The following is a 21,991-nucleotide window of genomic DNA, read 5'->3' on the forward strand; positions in this document are numbered from 1 at the left end:
TAGACGGAACATGAAAACTGTTTGTCTCATCGTCGTTTTCCTTTTGAATGTAATCGCGCTCCCGGCGATGACGCAATCAGATCATATGATCCGATCTATCACTTTCACCGGGAATAGAGATATTTCCGATAAAGATCTACTTTCCATGATGCAATCGCAACCTCAGACAATTTACGATTCAATACTTATTCAGAAAGATTTGGAAACAATCCTCGGTGTTTATTTTAAAAAGGGATATTATTTTGTGAGAGCATGGGAAGATTCCGTTTCTCCAATTTCCGATAGCGGATATTTGGATCTCACGATTAATATTGCCGAAGGCGAGCGATGCCGAGTGGGGGAAATAATAATTTCGGGTAACAACAATATTTCCTCAGATACACTTCGATCTGTCGTAAATTTTCATATGAACGAAATATTTTCTCCATCCAATCTCGAAACCGGTATGGAAAACATTTTACAAGTATATGATGAATCCGGTTATCCTTACGCTTCTGTTGAAGTGAAACAAATAAGACCCGGTATCGGGATTGATTCGGCGAAGTTGTCGGTAGAAATAAAAATCGATGAAGGAGCTCTTGTTACGATCGACGAGATAAGGATCACCGGTAACAAAAGCACAAAAGATGATGTGATAATCCGTGAATTGAATTTAAAAACGAACGAGCCATTTAAGTTTTCAAAAATACGAAATATCAAAAGCAGATTGCAACGTTTAAATATTTTCGATCAGGTGGATGAACCGAAACTATTCTCCATGGATAACGCACAAGGGATTCTTATAAAAGTGACGGAAGGAAATACAAACACATTTGACGGAATTCTTGGATATAGTCCAAGACAAGGTGCTAATAGCGCGCTTGTCACCGGATTCATAAATATATCGATGCGAAATCTATTCGGTACCGGAAGGAAATTGCATCTTCTTTGGAAAAAAGAAAGTCGGTTGACGCAGGAAATTGGAATTCGTTACACGGAGCCATGGTTGTTCAACATTCCTCTTTCGCTGGGTGGTGCATTTTTGCAGCGCAAGGAAGATACACTTTTCGTTAAGAGAGCGGTTGATGTTAATTCTGATTTTAAATTTACGGAATCCATTACGGTTGGCGGTTCCGTGAAGCAAGAATTTATCATTCCGGCTGCGGGTGCCTCAAATATCGCCAGTGTGTATCAGATAACCGGAGGATTTAATATAATTTATGACACACGTGATGATAGATTGACCCCAACCGACGGGATATATTATCAGACCGGTTACGATATTGGATCGACGAAAATAAACGATAGAACATCCACCATACAACGGATAGGAATAGACGCGGAAGCATATTATAATCTATTGCCCAGTCAAATTTTCAAAATCGGATTATATGGACGGACTGTTAATAGCGGGAATATTCAATTGTCCGGCCTCTACCGGTTCGGCGGTACAAATACTCTTCGCGGTTACAGGGAAAACGAATTTATTGGATCTCGTATCTTTTGGTCGAATATTGAATACAGGTTTATTGCCGCAACGAGGTCTTTCTTCTACGGTTTTATTGATTTGGGATATTACTATAAACCGGCTATTGCAACCGATGAATTTTTTGAAAAAGGGAAATACGGTTACGGTATAGGCACAAGAATCAAAACGACAATCGGATTATTGGGATTAAGTTGTGCCTTCGGCGAGGGCGATTCGTTCTTACAGGGTAAGATTCATATCGGATTGATAAATGAATTTTGAGATAGCATAGAGCATTGAGTATAGAGAATTGAGTATGATAAGTTTTTATTACGAGATGGAATATTGGAATAATGGAAAGCGTTTTATCGCCGGTGTTGATGAAGCGGGGAGGGGACCACTTGCGGGGCCCGTGGTTGCTGCGGCGGTGATCTTTCCTTCCAATATTAAGATTGATGGAGTAAACGATTCGAAAACACTTTCTGAAAAAGAAAGAGAGAGATTATTTGAGATTATAAATGAGAAGGCGGTAAGTGTTGGTGTTGGAATTATAGAACATACAATTATTGATGAAGTGAATATTCTTAATGCTACTTTCCGCTCGATGCACGAAGCAATCGGTAAACTAACGAATCAACCTGATCATTTATTGATAGATGGTCCGCACTTTACCGGCGCAAACATTCCGTTCACTGCAATCGTTGATGGCGACGCTAAATGTTTTTCTGTCGCCGCCGCCTCGATCATCGCAAAAGTAACTCGTGATCGATTGATGAAGGTGTACGATGAACAATATCCGCAATATGGATTCGCCAAACACAAAGGGTATGGTACTAAAGATCATCTTAATGCCATAAGAAAACACGGACCTTGCGAAATTCACCGTAAAAGTTTCAGAATGCCGGTAAAGTTAGTTGAGTAAAATGATTAGTAAAACAAAAAAAGGAACAATCGGCGAAGATTTAGCTGTTGACTATTTAGAAAAAAAAGGTTATCGTATTCTTCAAAGGAATTACCGCTTCGAGCACGGAGAGATCGACATCATCGCTGAAGATGGAAACGTGCTTGTATTCGTTGAAGTGAAAGCACGCCGCTCGAAAGAATTCGGCGAGCCGGAAGATGCAGTAATTCCGCGTAAACGTGAAAAGATTCGATCAACCGCAGACGGTTATCTCTTTGAAAATAATATTGATGATAAAGAATGTCGGTTCGATGTAATTGCGATCGATTATCAACAGAACAAAACCGAGATTCGCCACATTGAAGATGCCTTTTAACAATTAAAAATTTCCGCCGGAGGCGGATGCGCCTTTGGCGTAAAAAAATATTAAATCTAAATGCTAATAAACTAATGACCAATGACGATTAACGAATGACATTTACCAATTCAAAAATAAAAAGTAAAAAATATTCAATCAATTCTCATATCTCAAATCCCGGATCTCAAATCTATTTATGAACGCTCTACCTCTTATCATTATAACTCTCTGTGTAATGGCAATAGCGTACCGTTACTACAGTGCCTTCATCGCAGCGAAAGTTATCGCGCTCGACGATAGTCGACCCACGCCGGCTCATACTTTAAACGACGGACAAAATTATCACCCAACAAATAAATGGGTGTTATTCGGACATCACTTTGCTGCAATTTCCGGTGCCGGACCGCTCATCGGACCGGTGCTTGCCGCTCAGTTCGGTTATCTTCCCGGTTTTCTGTGGCTATTAGCAGGAGTTGTTTTGGCTGGTGCTGTGCACGATTTTGTTACGCTCGTTGCTTCCATCCGAAGAAAAGGAAGATCGCTTGCAGAAATTGCACGGCATGAGATCAGTCCGCTCGCGGGAATCATCGGCTCAATAGCCATCCTCATTATTGTTGTCATAGCGTTAGCGGGGCTTGGACTCACGGTTGTTAACGCGCTTGCAGATAGTTCGTGGGGGACTTTTACAATTGCAATGACTATTCCGATCGCGTTGTTCGTTGGTTTGTGGATGTACCGTATAAGACCGGGTAAAGTTACCGAGGCAAGTATTATAGGTGTTATCGGAGTGTTTGCAGCGGTGATAGTCGGAAGTTTTATTCCACATTCTTCACTTGCTCCGTACTTTACTTTATCGAGGGAAGGAATTATTATTTCGATGGCGATATACGGATTCATTGCGTCGGTTTTACCGGTGTGGCTTCTTCTATGTCCCAGGGATTATTTAAGTTCGTACATGAAGATAGGAACAATTGCCGCACTTGTAATCGGTGTCATCATTGTTCATCCGGATCTAAAAATGCCTGCACTTACAGAATTTGCCAACGGCGGTGGACCTATTATTCCAGGCAAGCTGTTCCCATTTTTGTTTATCACAATCGCGTGCGGTGCGATATCCGGTTTCCACTCTCTTGTCGCCTCCGGTACAACACCGAAGATGATCAACAAAGAATCCGACACGAGAATGATCGGGTATGGTGCAATGCTTATGGAAGGGTTAGTTGGAGTGATTGCACTTATTGCCGCGTGCTCATTGCACCCCGGTGATTATTTTGCCATCAATGTAGTGCCGGCAAAATTTCAAGCACTTGGGATGTCAACAGTGAATCTTGCAGAACTTTCGGCAGAGGTCGGCGAGTCGTTGGCGGGAAGAACCGGCGGGGCAGTATCGTTGGCGGTTGGATTTGCCCAGATTTTTACAGCCATTCCCGGCATGCGCAGTTTAATGTCGTACTGGTATCACTTTGCAATCATGTTCGAGGCATTGTTCATCCTTACAACCATCGATACGGGCACAAGGGTAGCCCGGTTTCTGGTTCAAGAGTTTGGTGGTCGTCTGTGGAAGCCGTTCGAGAAAACAGATTGGCTGCCGGGTACACTTCTCTCAACGTTTGCAGTGGTTTTTGCCTGGGGTTATTTCATCTGGACGGGAAGCATCAGCACTATCTGGCCCATGTTTGGTACGGCAAACCAATTGCTTGCCGCAGTGGCGCTATCGGTTGCAACAAGCGCCATCATCAATGCGGGCAAAGTGCGATATGTTTGGGTAACGGTTGTTCCAATGTTATTTGTTGCAGTTACTACGCTAACGGCGGGTTGGCTGAATATTGTGAATAATTTCTTGCCGCTTACCCAGAATTCTCAAACAGCTTTGCAGGGATACATTAATTCGATTCTAACAGCGATCATTATGGTTTGTGCTGTGATTGTTTTAGTGGAAGCATTCAGGAAATGGTACAAAGTTTTAGTGAAGAAGGAATACTGTGTTGCCGGAGAGGTTGTATACGCCTCCGACAAAAATTTCACTCCGCCGACGTATGGGTGTTGTTAAAAGATTTCGGATTTGGTATTGAGGATTTAGAAATTTCGTAATTGACTCAACCCCCTCAATCCCACTCTCTTTTAAAAGAAAAGGGGGAAGGGCACAGTTCAGTCAACAACATTTTCACACTCACTAAACCATGGCCTCATAAAAATCCAATGCTAACTCGGTATCCAGATACTTTTTGCAGTCATCAATTCAACGTTACTGCCAAAGTCGAGCGGGGTTCTGGATTTTGTGTAGAATACAAATCCTTTGTAGCCGGTGAGATATTTGTAATGTTTTCCGAAGAAAGTAAATTCAGAAACAAGCACCAAGGGTTTCTCGCTTTTTGTAACTATTGATTGAAAATCTTTTTCCGCTATTCGCACGATTGCCCCGGATGCTTTAATTGCTTCTGCTTCCGCTATTACTGCTGCTATTACTGCTCCATTTGTCATTGTGAACTCATTATTAGTATGTTGTTTAACAACTGATATAAAAAATTAAATCCTCAATAACAATCCAATAATTGCCAGCACTAACGATGAAATCATTGATGCAACGAACGAATTATACAAGTAACCGGGTTCCCCCGTTTCTTCAATCTTGAGTTTACGGTATTGTCCAACGTACTTTGGCAAAAACAATCTCAACAAAATCCAATTGATTTTTACTCCATGATTAGAGAGATATGATACAATCACAATAGAGGAAGCAACTCCCCAGAGAGCACAGACTATCGCCAATGCAATAAATAAATTACTCATACTATTTTACTCCTTGTTTAAATGTTGTATTATTGCTGACTAAACATTTCGCATTCTTATTATTAAATTTCCCTACCAATTTGCAATACACTGCCTGCTCGCGCCGACATGCCCCGGTGGAATCTTCAGGCGCGAAAGCTGAATGCTCACACGCGAAATCACAATAGAGAGGAAGTTGCGGTTTAATTTTAGATATCTTCTTTTTTATCATTAATATAACCGTTTTTGAAGATTGCTTTACCAATATCAGGAAAATAAAACTAATGCTCAAATCGAATAAATTAGTCGCACGAAAATCGGTAGAATTTATCCGACAATTATTGTATCTTTTGTTATGGAAAAAATAACATACGATAAGATGGTGGCGGCTATGCTGACCGATGATGCAGCTTATGACGGTAAGTTTTATGTTTGCGTGAAAACAACCGGAATTTATTGCATTCCATCATGTAAAGCCAAAACGCCTATGCTTAAAAATGTTGTTTTTTTGAGAACGAGGAAAGAAGCAGTTGCCAAAGGGTTCCGTGGATGTAAAAGATGCCGATCGGAATTCTTCCCGGATGTTCAGCCATGCTGGTGGAATAAAGCCCTTGATCTCATGAAGACTGAAATTACACGCAAGATAACAGAAGATGATTTGGCAAGAATAGCAAAAATCGATATTTCAACAATCAGACGATATTTTAAAGCTTACATGGAAACAACGCCGATGGCGTTCCACCGAAAACTTCGCCTGGAACATGCCAGAACACTAATTGAAAAGGGAAATAATTATTTAACCACAGCATACGAATGTGGCTTTGAATCAGCAAGCGGTTTTCGTGATGCATTTATCAAACAATATGGTTATACACCGGGGAAATCAAATGGAAGAAAAAATAGTTTATAAAATTGTAGATTCACCAATCGGGAAATTTATTGCAGGTGCAACATCAAAGGGTTGCTGTATATATGAATTTCTCGATAGAGGAGGAGTTAAACGGATAAAGACACTAGTAGAAAAACGCCACAAAATAAAAATGGTTGAAGGGACAAATAAATTCATTGATAAAATGGAATCTCAGGTGAATGAGTATTTCAATGGTAAGCGGAAGAAATTCTCATTAAAACTCGACTTGCAAGGGACAAAATTTGAAATTTTGGATTGGCTTGAGCTTATGAAAATCCCTTACGGTGAAACCAGATCGTATGGTCAAATTGCCAAGTCACTCGGGAAGCCGGGTGCAGCACGTGCTGTTGGTAGAGCAAATGGTGCAAATTATTTGCCGATCATAATTCCTTGTCATCGCGTCATTGAAGCGAATGGAAATCTCAGAGGATATGGTGGCAAATTGTGGAGGAAGAAGTTTTTGTTAGATTTAGAAAGTGAAAATATCAAATAAGATGGAGCACACCTAAAAGATGTACTCCATCTTGATACAATTTTACTTCACCAATCCTTTAACAGCATCTTTGTGAACCATGAATCCAAGCATCTTGAGTTTTACGAAATCTTCGTGATAAAAATAATAACCGGGATGGTTATTATTACGTGAACCTGATCCGGAATCTTTTATCAAGTACCAATCTTTTCCATCCATTTCTTTGAAACCTACAAGATGAATCCCATGATCATCACCCGTTGTACCGTTGCTGAATCGCATTTGCCGTGCGTTTTCATCTATGGCTGATGATGGTATGTCAAAGCTCGGAACAACCGCCATTCCCGCATGACCATCAATACCCGGCTCAGAGACATCTCCGCCAATGCAAACTGAATAACCATCGCGAATAGCTTTTTTAAGTGATGACATATAAACATCTAACGGTACATTGTAATAATCTTTGCTGTGCCACCAGTTATCGGGGACTTCGTATTCAACAAATTCGTAATAAGGTTTATCCATTAACGACATTAATTCTATATAGTCATCAACATTTAGTTTTACAACTTTTTCAAAATATTCTTTTGGGGTCATTTGCTTGCCATCAACAGTTATCTTAGTCGGTGGTTCGCCGATGTATGAATTCATAATATATTTCACAGTGGAGATAACCGCATCTTCGTTCCAGTTATTGGAAGCTTTAACGGATTGTAGATATGCATTTAATTCGTTATACAATTTACTGTGGTCATGGAATATTTGTCCCGGTTTCATTCCTGTGTATGCTTCTTCCGGTACTACGCCGTACATTTTCCACATTCTGGAAACTGCATTCGATTCGGATCCTTCTGCAAAAGCCGAGTTTCCCTTTTCCTTCACAAACCGCCGGGTTTTTTCAATATATTCGAAATAAACGGTAAACATTTCTGAAAGTTTTACTTTTCGTTTTGTCAAACGATAAATCTCTGATTCAAAAAAAGATGTGGTTGAGAAACACCAGCAAGTATTTGTTGAAGCTTGAGAGATCGGGGGGAAGTGCCAGTATTGAGTAAATTCATTACTCGATGCTGGTCCTTTAATTGAGCTAAAATCTAGTTTGAATGTTTTCTTTGGAGTGTCATCTTTTTTATTAAACTTATCAATAGTTGATTTCACTGAATCCCAAAATTCGTTTTTCGAATCGATAAAGAGAGCTTTATCTTTTCTATCAATCTGAGAAATTGTAACATTCATAAAAACAAATGTTGCAAGAATGACTAATGAATAATTCATAAATGTACACATGATTGGTATCCTTTAAAAATATATTTGATTTGACACAGATATTTTTTTAAGTAAACTCATTCGGAGTAATAGATTGCGGTTCCACTGGCGCTTACCATCAGCATACCACCGGTCTGCCCCACAGTTTCGTAATCGAGATCAACTCCGATAACCGCGTTAGCACCAAGTTCCATTGCCTGTTGTTTCATCTCTGTCAAGGCAATCTCTTTAGCTTTTCTTAATTCTTCTTCGTAAGCAGCGGAGCGGCCTCCGACAATATCACGGATTCCCGCAAAGAAATCTTTAAAAATATTCGCTCCCAAAATAGCTTCTCCGGTAACCAATCCTAAATATTTAACTATCCTTTTTCCTTCGATATTTGGTGTGGTTGTAATAAGCATCATTACTCTCCTAAAATATGTCTGTCGAAATTACAATATCTTAATATAGTCGATGAATGTAAAAGATGCAATTTGTTTTTTATTACACAGAAGCTAAGTTGTTGTCTTGCAAGCTATTAAGCAGACGGAGGGAATTTAAAAAAATATTCAATTAATCATGATTTGGTGGAACATTTAAGAGGCTTAAACTGTTTATAATTAAAATGGCATCGTTTATGAAACTTATTATTAATCGAAAGAAAGAAATAGTATGAAATTGTCTCGATATCGTGGAAATACGCTGGCGTTTGTTGTTTTGAGCGTTATTATGTTTATTCCGGTAGCCTTATCTGCCTATCCAACGGGAATTGCTTCCCGTACTTTAAAAATAACCGCATCAGGATGCGGAAGCTGTCATGGTTCTTCAGCTTCTCCAAGTGTTGTCGTTACAATAACTGGTCCGGATACCGTGGTCGCAGGCCAAGCGTATTCCTACACGATTAACGTAACCGGCGGTACAGGAACGACTGGCGGAATAAACATTGCTACATCACGCGGACGGCTTGATAGTGTTTCATCATTTCTGAAACGGTTAAGTGGTGATTTGGTGCATAAACAAAGAGTTGCGGTACCTTCGACATATCAATTTCTATACACAGCTCCTGCTTCTTCAGGTACCGATACAATTTATGCTACTGCCAAAGGGGGAGGATTTAACAGTTGGAATTGGATGCCGAATAAGAATCTGGTGGTTTTACTCCCAACCAATGTATCGGACGGAAACTTGCTACCGGCAGGATTTTCGTTGTCTCAAAATTTTCCTAATCCATTTAATCCGATAACCCGGATACAATATTTCATTTCACAATCCAAACCTGTTGAATTGAAGGTATATGACATTGATGGACATGAAATCAAGAGACTTGTCAGCGAATTACAGCAACCTGGTGATTACACCGTTGAGTGGGACGCAAGCTATGTTGCGAGCGGTATCTATTTTTACCGTTTAACGGTCGGAAATTACACCGAAACCAAAAAAATGATTTTGACAAGATAAATTAGTTTCATACACTAACTCCTTAAAAGCTCCGGCAGTTGTCGGAGCTTTTTTGTTTAATAAAATATTTTTGCGGCTTTCTTGCGATGTATCTACAGGTACAGGCCCATAAGTATCTATGGCATAAAAAAGGACAGGTTGTTCGCCTGTCCTTATCGATTTACGTTTTCGAGAACTCCGATAATGCTTAAGGGGTATTTTCTTTTTCCCTATCCCAGGCGAGATACGAGCAGATTTGTTTAAGCCGCTCATCTTCGGTGAAGCGGGCAGTCCTTTTTATAGCAAAATCGCCTCTTTCTGACTTTAGTGCATGAAGTGCAAGTGCTGCAGTTACACGTGTGGTAGAACAGCACTGTTCGCTTTTCACAATTCCCATCAATGGAATAATCGTTTGGGAGAATTCATATTCAGGAACGATTTGTTTTATCTGTTTTAGTACAATTGCCGCCGAGGTTTGCATTCCTGAATTATTGCTTTTTAAGGCGGAAATGAGATTTGCTTCGATTTTTGTAAGTTGGTTTTCAAGATGTTTGGCTGATAAGTTCCTAAGATCTAAGGCATTCAGATTTCCCGTTAAACCAACCAATGAGAGCAGCAGTATGATCATATAAAATTTTTTCATATAAACTCCAAGATAATATGTAAGACTTAATTTTATATTTGGGACGCTCTGCGGTAATCATAATCCCTACAGATATATTACGATGATATTTTTCAAATGTTTCAAAATCGTAGTTGAAAAATATGGCTACATACTTACAAATAAAAAAAGGCAAGTCACTCGTGACTTGCCTTCTGCATATTTATTGTGTGATATTAATTTATTATTTCATGCGATCGAGAATTATTTCCATCTCATCAATAACCCGGTTCATCTTTTTCATTGATAGTTCAAACGGTTCAGTTGTAGTCAGATCAACACCCGCATATTTAAGTAGTTCAATCGGATAATCCGAACCGCCGGCAGATAGGAATGCCAAATATTTTTCTGTTGCTTCCTTATCTCCGGATATTACTTTCTCGGATAAAGCTGCCGAAGCAGTGTATGATGTTGCATACTGATAAACGTAATAAGAATAGTAGAAGAAGTGCAAGATATTTGCCCATTCGGCTTTTATTTCGTCATCTACCACGCAAACACCTTTATCGTGTCCGTAATATTTTTTTGTCAATTCAATATAAATTTCGTTCAGGCGGTCACCGGTTAAAGACTCACCCTTTTCAGCCATCTCATGAATGCGTAATTCAAATTCTGCAAATTGAGTTTGGCGGAAGAGAGTGCCTTTAATTCCTTCAAGATAGTTACCGAGTATCGATAGTTTTACTTTGTCATCTTTTATTTGCTTGAGGATGTAATCGATCAGTAACGCTTCATTGAATGTAGAGGCGACTTCTGCCGTAAATATTGGATATTGTGAAGTTGGGTAGGGTTGATTAGTATTAGAGAGATAGCTTTGCATTGTATGGCCCAGTTCATGAGCCAGAGTGCTCATATCATCATATTTGTTATTGTAATTCAAAAGCATATAGGGATGCACATCATACACGCCGCCGTTCGAATACGCGCCCGCTCTTTTTCCATCTGAGGGATAAAAATCAATCCATCGGTCCGTAAATGCCTTCTTAATAACATCGACATACTGTTTTCCCAGAGGTTGGAGCGCCGATACAATATTTTTCTCTGATTCTTCTACCGAATATTTTAGATCCACACCCGGGACCAGCGGGGCATAAAGATCGTAGTAGTGAAGTTCGTCTAAACCCATCATCCGTTTACGGAGTTTTAAATACCTGTGAAATGTTGGTAGATTTGCATTAACGTTATCAATCAATGCGTGATAAACTTTAACGGGAATATTATTTGCATCGAGAGAACTTTGCAAGCATGATTCGTAATTTCTGGAGCGCATATAAAACATATCACTCTTAACTTTCTCGTAAAGTTGTGTACCGAAAGTACGCCGAAAATCGTTCAGCTTTCCCATATATGTTTCGAAAACTTTTTTGCGGTCTTCACGAACAGGTAATGTTCGGTATAAACTGAATCCAGCTTTATCAAGTTTCACCGAATTTCCGTCGCTTAGCGTGATATTCTCATAAGGGAAATCAGCATCTGAGAATATTCCATAAACGCTTGGTGCTGCCCCCGACATCAATCCTGCGTCTGCAATTATCTTTTCTTCACCAACCGTACCTGTATGAGATTTTCTCCGCAGTACATCGTCGAGTTGATGCTTATATATTACCAGTTTATTTTCTTTACTTATGAATGATTCAATTATCGCACGGTCTATCATCAATATTTCCGGCTCGATATAAGCGGCTTTCGCTCCGAATGTAGAGCCGATTTGATTTATCTCCTGACTCATCGCGAGGTACTTCGAATCTCGTGTGTCTTCATCCGAAGCTAATCCGGCGTATATCGATAACCGGCTGAACTCTTTTGATAGCTTACTCACAGTTTCCAAACAGTTTAACAGATTTTGCGGTGACTTATCTAATGTTCCTTTAAATTGGTCGATTGAAGATAATTCAGAAACAAACTGATCTTTCGCTGTTTTCCATGCCGCATCATTAGCGTAAATATCGGTTAGGTTCCATTTAAATTTATCGGGAATCTTTGCGCGATCCTTTTCTTGACCATTCATAGTTGATATGATTAAGATTGTGGAAGAAAGTAGTAAAAATATTACGGGTTTAATTAACTCCATAAGTGATCCTTTAATTTATAATGAATAGCTAAAATATAACGAAAAATATTGAAGCATAAAAAGATGGAGGAGATGCTAATGTTACAAGATTGAAGGTTAGTAGTTTATAGGTAATCTGGAATAATTTATCTACGTTGACCATTATGATAAATCATGCGATTTCAATTATCCGCATTCCATCGATATTTTCAAGCGAAACATTCTATCGTAGCAAATGAGATAAAATGCTTTTTATAGAGCTAATTCTTTTCTTTAGCCCAGCAAAAAAAGCGAACAGTCAGAGAGGGTGCTCCGGGATGTGTGGTTTTAATTTCGATGTTCCCGTTAGTAGTTCCTGCTTTGATGGGTGCAAATTTCGCAACTAAATCACCGGATTCACCCGGTTTAATTACTTTTGGAGAAAATTCAACTGATATATCTTTACCTGTTGGAATTATTGATGTGAACGAAATCGGTTCTGTAGAAAGGTTCTGAATTTTTAATGTTTGTGTGGCAGCAGAATCAATTGATGTCCGGAAGAATAAATATTCCGGTTGAATCTCGAGTATCTTGACGACATTTGCTGTGAAAAATATTTCTACATGCCGGTGGGTTGCGTCGTTTGTGTTCATAGAAATTTTCTTCTCAACTTTTCCATCAAACCTTTTCGCATCAAATGTGAAAGTAAGTATACCGCTGTCGCCCGGAGGTATACGATCTATGGAAAGGAGTGTGGCTGTGCAACCGCATGATGCACCTACATCGCTTAAAATCAACGTGTCGTTCCCCGTATTTTTAATCGTGAGTGTTTGTTTATGCGGAACATAATTTGGAACATCTCCGATATCGAATCGTTCTGGACCCACCAATTGAAATTTAGGTTGACCGAAAGCGGCAATCGAGGAAATAAATATGGAAAATAAAATTAATATACGCACCATCGGTTACCTGTTCCTGTTTATCCAAGCGAATGTTTTTATTTCAAATTTTTTCTGAAGAGGATGATCGGTTTCCAATTGTATAAAACCGTTATACGTCCCGGCTTTCTTCGCGACGTATTCTGCCTGAAGCTGCACTTCTTCACCCGGCATAATAGAGTTTTTCATTAGTGTAATTTTTAGATTGTCGAACTTAATGTCGGTCGAGAGTATTTTGATCGCATGTGTCTTTGATGGGTTGCTTATCATCATCGTTTTAATATAAGTTGAATCGACTAAGCAGTTGTCGAACAATATTGTTGGAGGGCTCAACTTTAAAATTTCTATTACATTAGCGGAAAATTGTATGGTGAGTTTAGGAGTTGCAGTATCGTTCGATGTTATATACACTTGTTTCGAAACTTTGCCAATTTGAGTTTGAGTATCGAAAATAATAGACAACTGGCCCGAATCGCTGGGACCGATATTTTTTTCCGTCATGAAAGTTGCCGTGCAACCGCATTGCGCTTTAACATTTGAGATACGCAATGTATCGGTTCCAATATTTTTGATAGTTACGATCTTTTCTATCTTTTGTCCTTTATATAAATCTTCTAAATCCAAAACTGTTCCGGGAAAGGCGGCAATTTTGGGTTGAGCAATCGTAGCTGATAAAGTAAACAATATTCCTGCGAAAAACAGCGCTAATTTCAATTTCATAAAGTAAAACTCCAGAGTTGAATTTATGTGTATAGAAAATATATCAAAGATATGACTAATATTCAAGTAATAGCAGTTAAAAGTTATTAATTTGGTGGTCGGCGATGAATCGTTTCGAAGATCTTTCCATCAGGATCAATTATCAACCGATCAGGACTGAATGATGATCGAAAAGAAAATTTCTGCACTTTTGTGGTATCGATTATATGGAATTTTGCTTCTCCACTATCACTCTTAATAAAAATATCAAGAGGCAACCGGTAGGGAGGGATCCCGATGTTTTTTTGTTCAAGTATCAAGTTGGTTTTGAATGATGATTCATCCTTGGTTGTTTCCCAGTGATATTCGATCAGAGGTCTGTCTATCGAATCGGGAGTTAGGTATACCCATTGATCGAAAAACCATTTTAAATCCTGGTTGGCATATTTTTCACATTCAGTAACAAAATCTTCTGTTGTCACATTCGAATATTGGAAGTCCTGATTATTCGTATACGATTTTAACGACTTGAAAAATATCGAATCACCAAGCATCGCCCTAAGCATGTGAAGTATAATTGCACCTTTGTAATATTGACTCGGAGAAAATGAATCCCAAAAAGCAGTATCACTTCTGCCTGCAACTGGTTTTATATATGTTCCTTCGGGTATCGACATCATGCTGTTCAAATATTTTTGATATGCTTCTTTCCCTTTACGGTGTTCTAAATAAAGGGCTTCTGCGTAAGTTGCAAAACCTTCATTCAACCAGGTATGCTTCCAATCTGATGGAGTAATCATATTGCCGAACCATTGATGCGCGGTTTCGTGTGCGAGCGTCAACTCGTATTGCCTGTCACCTGTGAACATGTTTTGCTGAATGCTCGGTATGGTTTGGTTTTCCATCGTCATCTCGCCTTCTACTTCAGCAAAGCCGAATTTTTCGTCAATGAACGGGTACTCGCCGAATGTTTGTTCGAAGAACGACAAAATTTTAGTGGTATTTATAAAATCGGTCCTTGCTTTTATTGAATCTTCAGGAAAGATATAATAAAAGATTTTCATCTCTGACCCGTTTATCGATTTATAAATTTCGGAGAATTCCTTGTAAGGAGCGATGGCCACTGACATTAAATAAGTTGCTATCGGGTATTTTGTTTTCCAATGATATACCGCGAATCCGTTTTTCCGTTCAACATTTTTTAGTAAACCTGTTGAGACTGCTGTTAAATTCTCAGGAACTGTTATAGAAATATTTGCAGTTGCCTTATCTGATGGAATGTCTTTGCATGGGAACCATTTTCGTGCAAAATTCGGCTCACTCGAAGTTCCTGCATGAGTTTCCGATGCAAAATAAACTCCACCGTCTTCAAAAGCTCCTGTGAAATTTGATGTACCATTGTAGTATATTGAAATTGTGGAATGCATTCCTTTGTCAAGCAAGGAGGGAAGTTTTACACTTATGGTGTCATCAGAATGAATGAAAGAACTCTTCTTATTACCAACAATAACAGAATCAATTACTAGCGTAGCGTTTGATGCCGAGAGTGCGATTTCATCCGGAAATCCTTTAGATCGAATTTCAATTTGAACATTACCTCCGAATGTTTTTTTCTGCAAATCGAATGCGAGATTCAAATTATAATGGATAACATCGTATTGATTCATCCGCAGATCATTTAGATTACCACAGAACAGGTTCGAAATGTATATTAAAACTAATATTACTAATGTGATCGAAGATTTCATATTGAATTAAAAAGTTAAACTTAAAAATTAAAATATCTGTAATCCGAAATCCACACTTTACAATTCATAACTCACATCACATATCTCATATCTGATAATTCATCCTTCATCCTTTATCCTTTATCCTTCAAAATATTCCCTTCGCCATTCCACCATCAACCAACAGATTCACACCGTTGATATAAGCGGCTTGCTCGGATGCAAGAAATGCGATCGTATTGCCAATCTCCTCGGGTTTGCCTAACCGACCCGCAGGTATATCTTTTGTAATTCCTGCTAAATATTTTTTTACAGAAATCTTTTGTTTGGCAGACCGGGCTTCCATCAATTCTTTCTGACGGTTGGTGAGTGTATTTCCGGGGCAAACTGTGTTCACCGTAATGTTGTGCTTGGCGAATTTATTTGAGAGAACCTTTGTGAGTCCGTGAATTCCCGGTCGCAGTGTGGAAGAGATGATAAGGTCGTTTATCGGTTGTTTACCTGCGATGGAAGTGATTGTAATAATCCTTCCCCAATTTTGTTCGATCATTGATGGCAACACTTCGCGAGTCAGGCGGATCATGCTTTTAAGCGTAAGATCAACTCCTTTTTCCCACTCTGCATCTGACATAGTGAGGATATCGCCCGTTGGCGGACCGCCTGCATTGTTTACAAGTATATGGATTGTACCGAATTGTTTCTTTATGAACGAGATAAGCTTCTTAATGTCAGTTGACTTAGAAACATCCGCAACAAATGGTACAACATAGGTGTCCGTGAGTTTGTGTATTTCTTTCGCGGTCTGCTCGATAGCTTTTTTCTTGCGCGAGCAGATTACAACGATTGCGCCTTCCTGTGCAAGCGATGTTGCCGCCGCTTTGCCCAACCCTTGACTTGCGGCAGTAACAAGTGCGATTTTTGATTTGAGGTTTAAGTCCATTTAATATCCTGTTTATTTTTCGTCCTGAATTTTCTTCTTCAACTCAACCAACTTCTGCATCGCTTCGAGCGGTGTCATCTTCTCGAGATCGAGTTTCTTTAATTCCTCTCTCAGTTTATCATCTTTCATCTCGAAAAGTGTAAGTTGTACTTCCGATGGTGCAATGCGACCTCCAACTCTTTGCTCTAAGCCCTTAGCTTTTGGCTGTTGGCTTTTGGTTATTGATTCTTCGTGCAGGGTTAATTCTGTACCTTCGAGATTTTTTAGTATTTTCTTCGCTCGATTGGTAACTTCATCGGGCAATCCTGCCATCTGCGCGACCTGTATACCGTAAGAGTGGTCCGCAAAACCGGGTGTAACTTTATGCAGGAAAATTACTTTATCACCGTACTCGCGAACTTCTACCTTCAGGTTTTTAATGCGCGGGAAAAGATCGGCAAGCTCGTTCAACTCGTGATAGTGTGTTGCAAAAAGCGTCTTTGCTCCGATTCTGTTATGAATATACTCTGTCAGTGCCCATGCTATACTGATGCCATCGAATGTGCTTGTGCCGCGCCCAACTTCATCCAACAAAATCAAACTTCGCGGTGTTGCTGTGTTTACAATGTTCGCCGCTTCGTGCATTTCTACAAGGAAAGTGCTTTCACCGGATGCGATGTTATCGCTTGCACCAACGCGAGTGTAAATCCTGTCCACGATTCCAATCGAAGCTTTTTTTGCCGGAACGAAACTTCCGATCTGAGCTAACAGTACAATCAATCCGGCTTGACGGAGGTAACTCGACTTGCCGCTCATATTCGGTCCGGTGATGATCATTACCTGATTGTTCTCGTTATCGATGATCGTATCATTTGGTGTGTATTGCTCACCGGGTGGTAGAAGACGTTCGATAACAGGGTGGCGACCATCTGTAATTTCAATTTTTGTTCCGTCATTGATTTCGGGCTTCACATAACCATATTCAACCGCAGAGTCTGCCAGAGATGTGTAGCAATCGAGCGTTGCGATCAGTCGCGCGTTCTGCTGGATTGCTTCGGCATGTTCAGCAACCATTATCCGCAATTCGTTGAAGAGTTTTGTCTCAAGCGCAAGCATCTTTTCTTCGGCATTCAGTATCTTTTCTTCATATTCTTTCAGCTCAGGCGTAATGAATCGCTCGGCGTTTGCCAATGTTTGCTTGCGTATATAATCTTGTGGAATTTTATCTTTGTGGGTGTGTGTTACTTCGATGTAATACCCGAACACATTATTAAAGCCGATCTTCAGCGAAGAAACACCTGTTCGTTCACGCTCTGTTTTTTGGAGATTTGCAATCCAGGTTTTGCCGCTCAATGTCAATTCTCTGATTTCATCAAGCTCTTTATTGTATCCCTTCTTGATAACACCGCCGTCTACGAGCGAAAGGGGGGGATCGTCATCCAAAGCATTCGAAATTTGGTTGATGACATTTGGAAGAGGTTGTAATTCACCTCGAAGTTTCGATAGCGAAGGAGACTTAATCGATTTGATATTCGTCCCTTCGACTTCGCTCAGGGCAAGTAGGAGATGTGAGATATGAGCGAGCATTATTTTTAGCGATACAACTTCTCTCGGATTAGCGCGGTTGGTGCAGATTTTTGCAATTAGCCGCTCAAGATCACCGATGTTGGCTAATGTCGCCATGACTTTTTTCCGCACATCAGATTTTTCTACTAACTCAGCAACCGCTTCCAATCGAGAATTGATCGGTTCAATCTTTCGGAGCGGGAAGTTGATCCATTTTTTCAGCAAACGTCCACCCATTGGTGTTTGTGTTCGATCTAGTACCCAGAAGAGAGTGCCTTCTGTGTGTCCCTCAATCGATGTGCTAATCTCAAGATTCCGTTTTGTAGATTGATCGAGATTTATATATTCGCTGACATTGTATGGTGAGATTTTTTTCAGGTGAAGGAGATTCGCTTTTTGTGTTTCCTGAAGATAATTCATCACAGCACCAGCGGCAATAATCCCCAATCTCATATCCCCACCCGAATGATTCAAAATATCAGACCGTGTTGGTTCAATCCCAAATCCTTTTAAGGTCTGCGTTTTGAAATGATTGATCAACAATTCGTAAGCATAATCGTAATTGTAAATCCAATCATCCAACTTAGAGTGAAGTCCGGTATATCTATCTTTCAAAATTTGCTGGATTGCTTCCCGGTCTCTTTTTTGAACAACAATTTCTGAGGGCTGAAGCGAGGCAATCTGTTCGGGAAGTTGTTTCAACGGGAATTCACTGACACTAAACTCGGCAGTTGTTACATCGATAAATGCGATCCCGATGAAATCTTCACCTGTAGCAAGGGGAGAGGGAAGAGTGATTGAGAGAAGATAGTTATTTTGTTTTTGTTCCAAAACTTTATCGGAGAATGCAACTCCCGGAGTAACAACTTCAATAACATCGCGCTTCACTATTCCTTTTGCAAATTTAGGATCTTCGAGTTGCTCGCATATCGCAACCCGGTGCCCTGCTCGTAAAAGTTTAGGCATGTACGATTCGAGCGCATGATGAGGAAAACCTGCGAGAGGTGTTTCACCCGCAGCGCCGTTAGAACGTTTTGTTAAAACAATCCCCAGAACTTTCGATGTAATTTTTGCGTCTTCATCGAAGGTTTCGTAGAAATCGCCCATGCGGAAGAGGAGTATCGTATCGGGATACTTCGCCTTCACCTGAGCGTATTGTTTCATCAGAGGCGTTGACAAATTGAGTATTTGAGTATGTTAGTAACTGAGTAGTTGAGAAAAATCTCTTAAAATATGGTGAAAAACGGAGAGAAAATCAATTCAATAGCTACCATCGTACTGGAAGATAAATAAGAAATAAAAAAGCCGACTCGTGATGAATCGGCTTTATGCTGTGGTGAGTTGAAACTGATGCTATTTCATCAAAATTTATCAACCGAAGTGCTAACGAAGGAGGATTAATTCCTTTGATTCGATAGAAGCCATGCCTGTATTACACTTCTAACCGGTGTCGAACCGATTACTTATTGGTGATGATTAAATCTTCTGATTTACAATTTAGATTGAATAAATTTCCCTCTTATAAATGAATTACTCAATAATTCCAACGACTAAACCAGTGGCAGTCATAAAAGAATAATCATAACTAGTATGGCTAACATCCGTCCAGTTTGCTTCAATCCAAATATTATTTCTGGAAATCCTCTTCAGAAAGTGTACTTTTGAAAATTTGATTTTTGATTCATTTAATAACTTGTCCATTTCCGGGTTGTATCCGAGAGGCAAGGTAACAATAATTTTACCTCCCGGCGCAAGAAGACTTTTTAAATTATCAATAGCATGAAGAATTTTCTTTGGATCGCGCGGATTTTCATCCCAACCAACATGTTCTAAGGTTGAAATACTAATAATCAAATCATACTTTTTAGCAGTTTGAAAATCACACACATCCTGATTGATCACGCCGCTTGCTACATCATATTTGTCCACAATATCGTGTGTAAAAGAATAATAATGAGAAAGAACATTGCCTATTTCTAGAACTATTTTTCCTTTGGATTCATCTACATTTTTCATAATGATTGGAACTTCAACTGCTCTTTCGTTCTTCCAAGGAGTGTTGTATTTATGAATGAAGTAATTGTAGTTGATTCCTTGGAATAAAAAAGTCTTTGACGACTTGAATAATTTTGCATAGTGATAACTTAAAGGATTTGTAATCCAGTTTAATAACATTTTGATTCCGGAATAAATAGCGTAACCGACTCCTTTTTCTTGATACACTTCTTGAGCTTTGGATACGAGTTTTTCTGTTTTTTTAAAATAAATATTCCGATTCATTATTGTACCTTAATCATAACATTTTTGAGCTTTATATCTAATTTGCTAATCGAGTATCTAAGCAAATGAGCAATTGATTCCACCTAAGTCGGATTGATTAAAATATGATGAAAAATGTAGAGAAAATCAATTCAATAGTCACCATTGCTCTGGAAGATAAATAAAAAAAGCCGACTCGTAATGAACCAGCTTTTGGTTGCTGAGAGGTGAAGCTGATATCCTATTTCATCAAAATTAATTTCTTCGTCTCAACAAAGTTTTGTCCTGAGCTAACCGAAGAACTCCCAACTTGTAGACGATAGAAGTACACACCGCTTGTGAGTTTCGATCCGTTAAACTGCACTTCATACGTTCCTGCATTTTTATTATCATCTACAAGCGTTGCAACTTCCTGTCCAAGCAGATTAAATACTTTGAGTGTTAGATGTGCTGCCTTCGAGACATCATACTTAATTATTGTTGTCGGATTGAACGGATTGGGGTAATTCTGTCCCAAAGAATATTTTTTAGGCACGGTTAAATTAGATTCTCCTACGGAAGAAATTATTTCGGATAAGGGACGGCGCCACACACCCTGTCCCCAGCTTCCGGCATAGAGATCTGATCCGACCAGCGTAATTGCCATGGACAATTGTGTGGCAAGCCCGGTGTCGGTCCTGGTCCACGTTGTACCATTGTCCGTCGACAAAACAATACCGTTTCCCCAAGTGCTCGCGATAATGTTATTGCCACCACCACCATTTGGCGTAGCGACAATGCCGCTGATGTACATCGGCATACCATTGTTCATCACCTCTGTCCAACTGGTACCTTGGTCGGTGGATCGGTATGCTGCCGGGACGTACCCGTAGGGCCACGCATAGAGATCTGTCCCAACAGTTGCAAGCCCTATGATGGCATTACCTGCAAGTCCACTTTGGTTCCAGCTTGTTCCATCGTTCGTTGAACGAAATACCCCGTCACCGGTTCCCGCGAAGATTCCTGAATCACTTATGAGGAATGTGCGAACATGATTGCTGGTTAGCCCCGTGTTGATCGGATTCCAACTCGTTCCATTATCTACAGAAAGAAATGCTCCCTGTCCATTTGTACCGGCAAACATTTTAGTCGCACCGAGCCCAAAGGATTTCACGGTGATGTTCAAAACATATTTGCTCTGCAAACCAGCCTCGGTCCAGGTCATTCCATCATCGATGGAACGGAACATCCCGCCATAAAGCCCGGAGCTGGCAAAAATTTCGTCACCACTTATCGCAATCGACATTGGGTTCCATGCGGAAGCTAATGGCCTGGCACTCCAATAGTCACCTTTATTTTGGGTAGCGTAGAGACCATACCCCGCTCCTGTAGTTAATGCAAACAACAGACCATTTGGCTTACTCGCAAATTGCGTTACAAAATTCCATTCAACACCGGAGTGAATCCATGATGCACTAACATCAGTCGAAAGAAATACCCCACCTGGTCCAGTCCCTACAAATAGTATCGGACCGTTCGCTACAAAACAATATGCCAAACAGTATGGTATCCCATTATTGGCTTTTGTCCAGGTATCACCGTTGTCATTGGAAACAAGCACACCGCCATCTTGAGCGTCCGATGCGGCAAACACCGATCCGCCAACTCCAATGAA

At 39.9% G+C, this 21,991-nt stretch carries 20 protein-coding genes; 7 read left to right on the top strand and 13 right to left on the bottom strand.

The window, feature by feature from the left end:
• The first annotated feature begins 10 nt into the window (after positions 1 to 10).
• The 4 genes from HZB59_13895 to HZB59_13910 all read left to right on the top strand — a co-directional run bounded on the left by HZB59_13895 (position 11) and on the right by HZB59_13910 (position 4,756).
• Positions 11 to 1,729 (top strand): BamA/TamA family outer membrane protein, encoded by a 1,719-nt coding sequence (locus tag HZB59_13895; protein MBI5022522.1) that lies wholly within the window; start codon positions 11 to 13, stop codon positions 1,727 to 1,729.
• 34 nt (positions 1,730 to 1,763) lie between these two features.
• Complete coding sequence (locus HZB59_13900; protein ID MBI5022523.1) at positions 1,764 to 2,369, top strand: ribonuclease HII; 606 nt, start codon at positions 1,764 to 1,766, stop codon at positions 2,367 to 2,369.
• Positions 2,370 to 2,373: 4 nt separating this feature from the next.
• The gene (locus HZB59_13905; protein MBI5022524.1) at positions 2,374 to 2,724 is read left to right on the top strand and encodes a YraN family protein; all 351 of its coding nucleotides are present in this window, start codon (positions 2,374 to 2,376) and stop codon (positions 2,722 to 2,724) included.
• A gap of 178 nt (positions 2,725 to 2,902) precedes the next feature.
• Positions 2,903 to 4,756 carry a carbon starvation protein A gene (locus HZB59_13910; protein ID MBI5022525.1) on the top strand — a complete coding sequence of 618 codons (1,854 nt, stop codon included), beginning with the start codon at positions 2,903 to 2,905 and terminating at the stop codon, positions 4,754 to 4,756.
• 152 nt (positions 4,757 to 4,908) lie between these two features.
• On the opposite strand, the gene HZB59_13915 is transcribed toward HZB59_13910, so the two are convergent.
• Together HZB59_13915 and HZB59_13920 are read right to left on the bottom strand one after the other, a co-directional pair.
• On the bottom strand, positions 4,909 to 5,187 hold the full coding sequence (locus tag HZB59_13915) for a hypothetical protein (GenBank protein MBI5022526.1): 279 nt from the start codon (positions 5,185 to 5,187) through the stop codon (positions 4,909 to 4,911).
• Positions 5,188 to 5,232: 45 nt separating this feature from the next.
• Positions 5,233 to 5,496: a hypothetical protein gene (locus tag HZB59_13920; GenBank protein ID MBI5022527.1), complete on the bottom strand. Its 264-nt coding sequence runs from the start codon at positions 5,494 to 5,496 to the stop codon at positions 5,233 to 5,235.
• 334 nt (positions 5,497 to 5,830) lie between these two features.
• On the opposite strand from HZB59_13920, the gene HZB59_13925 reads away from it, so the two are divergent.
• Together HZB59_13925 and HZB59_13930 are read left to right on the top strand one after the other, a co-directional pair.
• A complete protein-coding gene (locus HZB59_13925; protein MBI5022528.1) occupies positions 5,831 to 6,385 on the top strand; it encodes a methylphosphotriester-DNA--protein-cysteine methyltransferase family protein in 555 nt (184 codons plus the stop codon).
• Entirely contained in the window at positions 6,363 to 6,878 is a 516-nt protein-coding gene (locus HZB59_13930) for a methylated-DNA--[protein]-cysteine S-methyltransferase (GenBank protein ID MBI5022529.1), read from the top strand. Before HZB59_13925 ends, HZB59_13930 begins: the two co-directional genes overlap by 23 nt.
• 42 nt (positions 6,879 to 6,920) lie before the next feature.
• Here the strand turns inward: HZB59_13930 and HZB59_13935 are convergent, their stop codons facing one another.
• Both HZB59_13935 and HZB59_13940 read right to left on the bottom strand, forming a co-directional pair.
• Positions 6,921 to 8,093 carry a peptidase C1 gene (locus HZB59_13935; protein MBI5022530.1) on the bottom strand — a complete coding sequence of 391 codons (1,173 nt, stop codon included), beginning with the start codon at positions 8,091 to 8,093 and terminating at the stop codon, positions 6,921 to 6,923.
• Between the two features lie 107 nt (positions 8,094 to 8,200).
• Entirely contained in the window at positions 8,201 to 8,524 is a 324-nt protein-coding gene (locus HZB59_13940; protein ID MBI5022531.1) for a heavy metal-binding domain-containing protein, read from the bottom strand.
• Positions 8,525 to 8,774: 250 nt separating this feature from the next.
• Here HZB59_13940 and HZB59_13945 point away from each other — a divergent pair, with 250 nt between their 5' ends.
• Positions 8,775 to 9,560, top strand: a complete 786-nt coding sequence (locus tag HZB59_13945) for a T9SS type A sorting domain-containing protein (GenBank protein MBI5022532.1) — start codon at positions 8,775 to 8,777, stop codon at positions 9,558 to 9,560.
• Between the two features lie 187 nt (positions 9,561 to 9,747).
• Here HZB59_13945 and HZB59_13950 read toward each other — a convergent pair whose 3' ends face one another.
• From HZB59_13950 to HZB59_13990, 9 genes are all read right to left on the bottom strand, one after another.
• Positions 9,748 to 10,182, bottom strand: a complete 435-nt coding sequence (locus HZB59_13950) for a hypothetical protein (protein MBI5022533.1) — start codon at positions 10,180 to 10,182, stop codon at positions 9,748 to 9,750.
• Positions 10,183 to 10,384: 202 nt separating this feature from the next.
• A complete protein-coding gene (gene pepF, locus HZB59_13955) occupies positions 10,385 to 12,271 on the bottom strand; it encodes an oligoendopeptidase F (GenBank protein ID MBI5022534.1) in 1,887 nt (628 codons plus the stop codon).
• Between the two features lie 239 nt (positions 12,272 to 12,510).
• Complete coding sequence (locus tag HZB59_13960) at positions 12,511 to 13,191, bottom strand: DUF1573 domain-containing protein (GenBank protein MBI5022535.1); 681 nt, start codon at positions 13,189 to 13,191, stop codon at positions 12,511 to 12,513.
• A gap of 3 nt (positions 13,192 to 13,194) precedes the next feature.
• On the bottom strand, positions 13,195 to 13,887 hold the full coding sequence (locus tag HZB59_13965; GenBank protein MBI5022536.1) for a DUF1573 domain-containing protein: 693 nt from the start codon (positions 13,885 to 13,887) through the stop codon (positions 13,195 to 13,197).
• Between the two features lie 86 nt (positions 13,888 to 13,973).
• The gene (locus HZB59_13970) at positions 13,974 to 15,533 is read right to left on the bottom strand and encodes a M1 family metallopeptidase (protein MBI5022537.1); all 1,560 of its coding nucleotides are present in this window, start codon (positions 15,531 to 15,533) and stop codon (positions 13,974 to 13,976) included.
• A 208-nt stretch (positions 15,534 to 15,741) separates the two neighbouring features.
• On the bottom strand, positions 15,742 to 16,533 hold the full coding sequence (locus tag HZB59_13975) for an SDR family oxidoreductase (protein ID MBI5022538.1): 792 nt from the start codon (positions 16,531 to 16,533) through the stop codon (positions 15,742 to 15,744).
• Positions 16,534 to 16,545: 12 nt separating this feature from the next.
• Positions 16,546 to 19,242 (bottom strand): DNA mismatch repair protein MutS, encoded by a 2,697-nt coding sequence (mutS, locus tag HZB59_13980; protein MBI5022539.1) that lies wholly within the window; start codon positions 19,240 to 19,242, stop codon positions 16,546 to 16,548.
• Between the two features lie 366 nt (positions 19,243 to 19,608).
• Entirely contained in the window at positions 19,609 to 20,358 is a 750-nt protein-coding gene (locus tag HZB59_13985; protein MBI5022540.1) for a methyltransferase domain-containing protein, read from the bottom strand.
• A 220-nt stretch (positions 20,359 to 20,578) separates the two neighbouring features.
• Positions 20,579 to 21,148, bottom strand: coding sequence for a T9SS type A sorting domain-containing protein (locus HZB59_13990; protein MBI5022541.1), 570 nt, complete (start codon positions 21,146 to 21,148; stop codon positions 20,579 to 20,581).
• Positions 21,149 to 21,991: the final 843 nt, after the last annotated feature.

Source organism: Ignavibacteriales bacterium (genome assembly GCA_016214905.1).
Taxonomy (GTDB): domain Bacteria; phylum Bacteroidota; class Ignavibacteria; order UBA10030; family SZUA-254; genus PNNN01.

Coding starts and splice junctions, on each gene's coding strand:
- HZB59_13960 (MBI5022535.1), bottom strand. CDS start 13,191: ATGGTGCGTATATTAATTTTATTTTCCATATTTATTTCCTCGATTGCC.
- HZB59_13915 (MBI5022526.1), bottom strand. CDS start 5,187: ATGACAAATGGAGCAGTAATAGCAGCAGTAATAGCGGAAGCAGAAGCA.
- HZB59_13925 (MBI5022528.1), top strand. CDS start 5,831: ATGGAAAAAATAACATACGATAAGATGGTGGCGGCTATGCTGACCGAT.
- HZB59_13975 (MBI5022538.1), bottom strand. CDS start 16,533: ATGGACTTAAACCTCAAATCAAAAATCGCACTTGTTACTGCCGCAAGT.
- mutS (MBI5022539.1), bottom strand. CDS start 19,242: ATGAAACAATACGCTCAGGTGAAGGCGAAGTATCCCGATACGATACTC.
- HZB59_13970 (MBI5022537.1), bottom strand. CDS start 15,533: ATGAATCAATACGATGTTATCCATTATAATTTGAATCTCGCATTCGAT.
- HZB59_13900 (MBI5022523.1), top strand. CDS start 1,764: ATGATAAGTTTTTATTACGAGATGGAATATTGGAATAATGGAAAGCGT.
- HZB59_13940 (MBI5022531.1), bottom strand. CDS start 8,524: ATGCTTATTACAACCACACCAAATATCGAAGGAAAAAGGATAGTTAAA.
- HZB59_13895 (MBI5022522.1), top strand. CDS start 11: ATGAAAACTGTTTGTCTCATCGTCGTTTTCCTTTTGAATGTAATCGCG.
- HZB59_13990 (MBI5022541.1), bottom strand. CDS start 21,148: ATGAACAATGGTATGCCGATGTACATCAGCGGCATTGTCGCTACGCCA.
- HZB59_13935 (MBI5022530.1), bottom strand. CDS start 8,093: ATGAATGTTACAATTTCTCAGATTGATAGAAAAGATAAAGCTCTCTTT.
- HZB59_13910 (MBI5022525.1), top strand. CDS start 2,903: ATGAACGCTCTACCTCTTATCATTATAACTCTCTGTGTAATGGCAATA.
- HZB59_13950 (MBI5022533.1), bottom strand. CDS start 10,182: ATGAAAAAATTTTATATGATCATACTGCTGCTCTCATTGGTTGGTTTA.
- HZB59_13945 (MBI5022532.1), top strand. CDS start 8,775: ATGAAATTGTCTCGATATCGTGGAAATACGCTGGCGTTTGTTGTTTTG.
- HZB59_13930 (MBI5022529.1), top strand. CDS start 6,363: ATGGAAGAAAAAATAGTTTATAAAATTGTAGATTCACCAATCGGGAAA.
- HZB59_13985 (MBI5022540.1), bottom strand. CDS start 20,358: ATGAATCGGAATATTTATTTTAAAAAAACAGAAAAACTCGTATCCAAA.
- HZB59_13965 (MBI5022536.1), bottom strand. CDS start 13,887: ATGAAATTGAAATTAGCGCTGTTTTTCGCAGGAATATTGTTTACTTTA.
- pepF (MBI5022534.1), bottom strand. CDS start 12,271: ATGGAGTTAATTAAACCCGTAATATTTTTACTACTTTCTTCCACAATC.
- HZB59_13920 (MBI5022527.1), bottom strand. CDS start 5,496: ATGAGTAATTTATTTATTGCATTGGCGATAGTCTGTGCTCTCTGGGGA.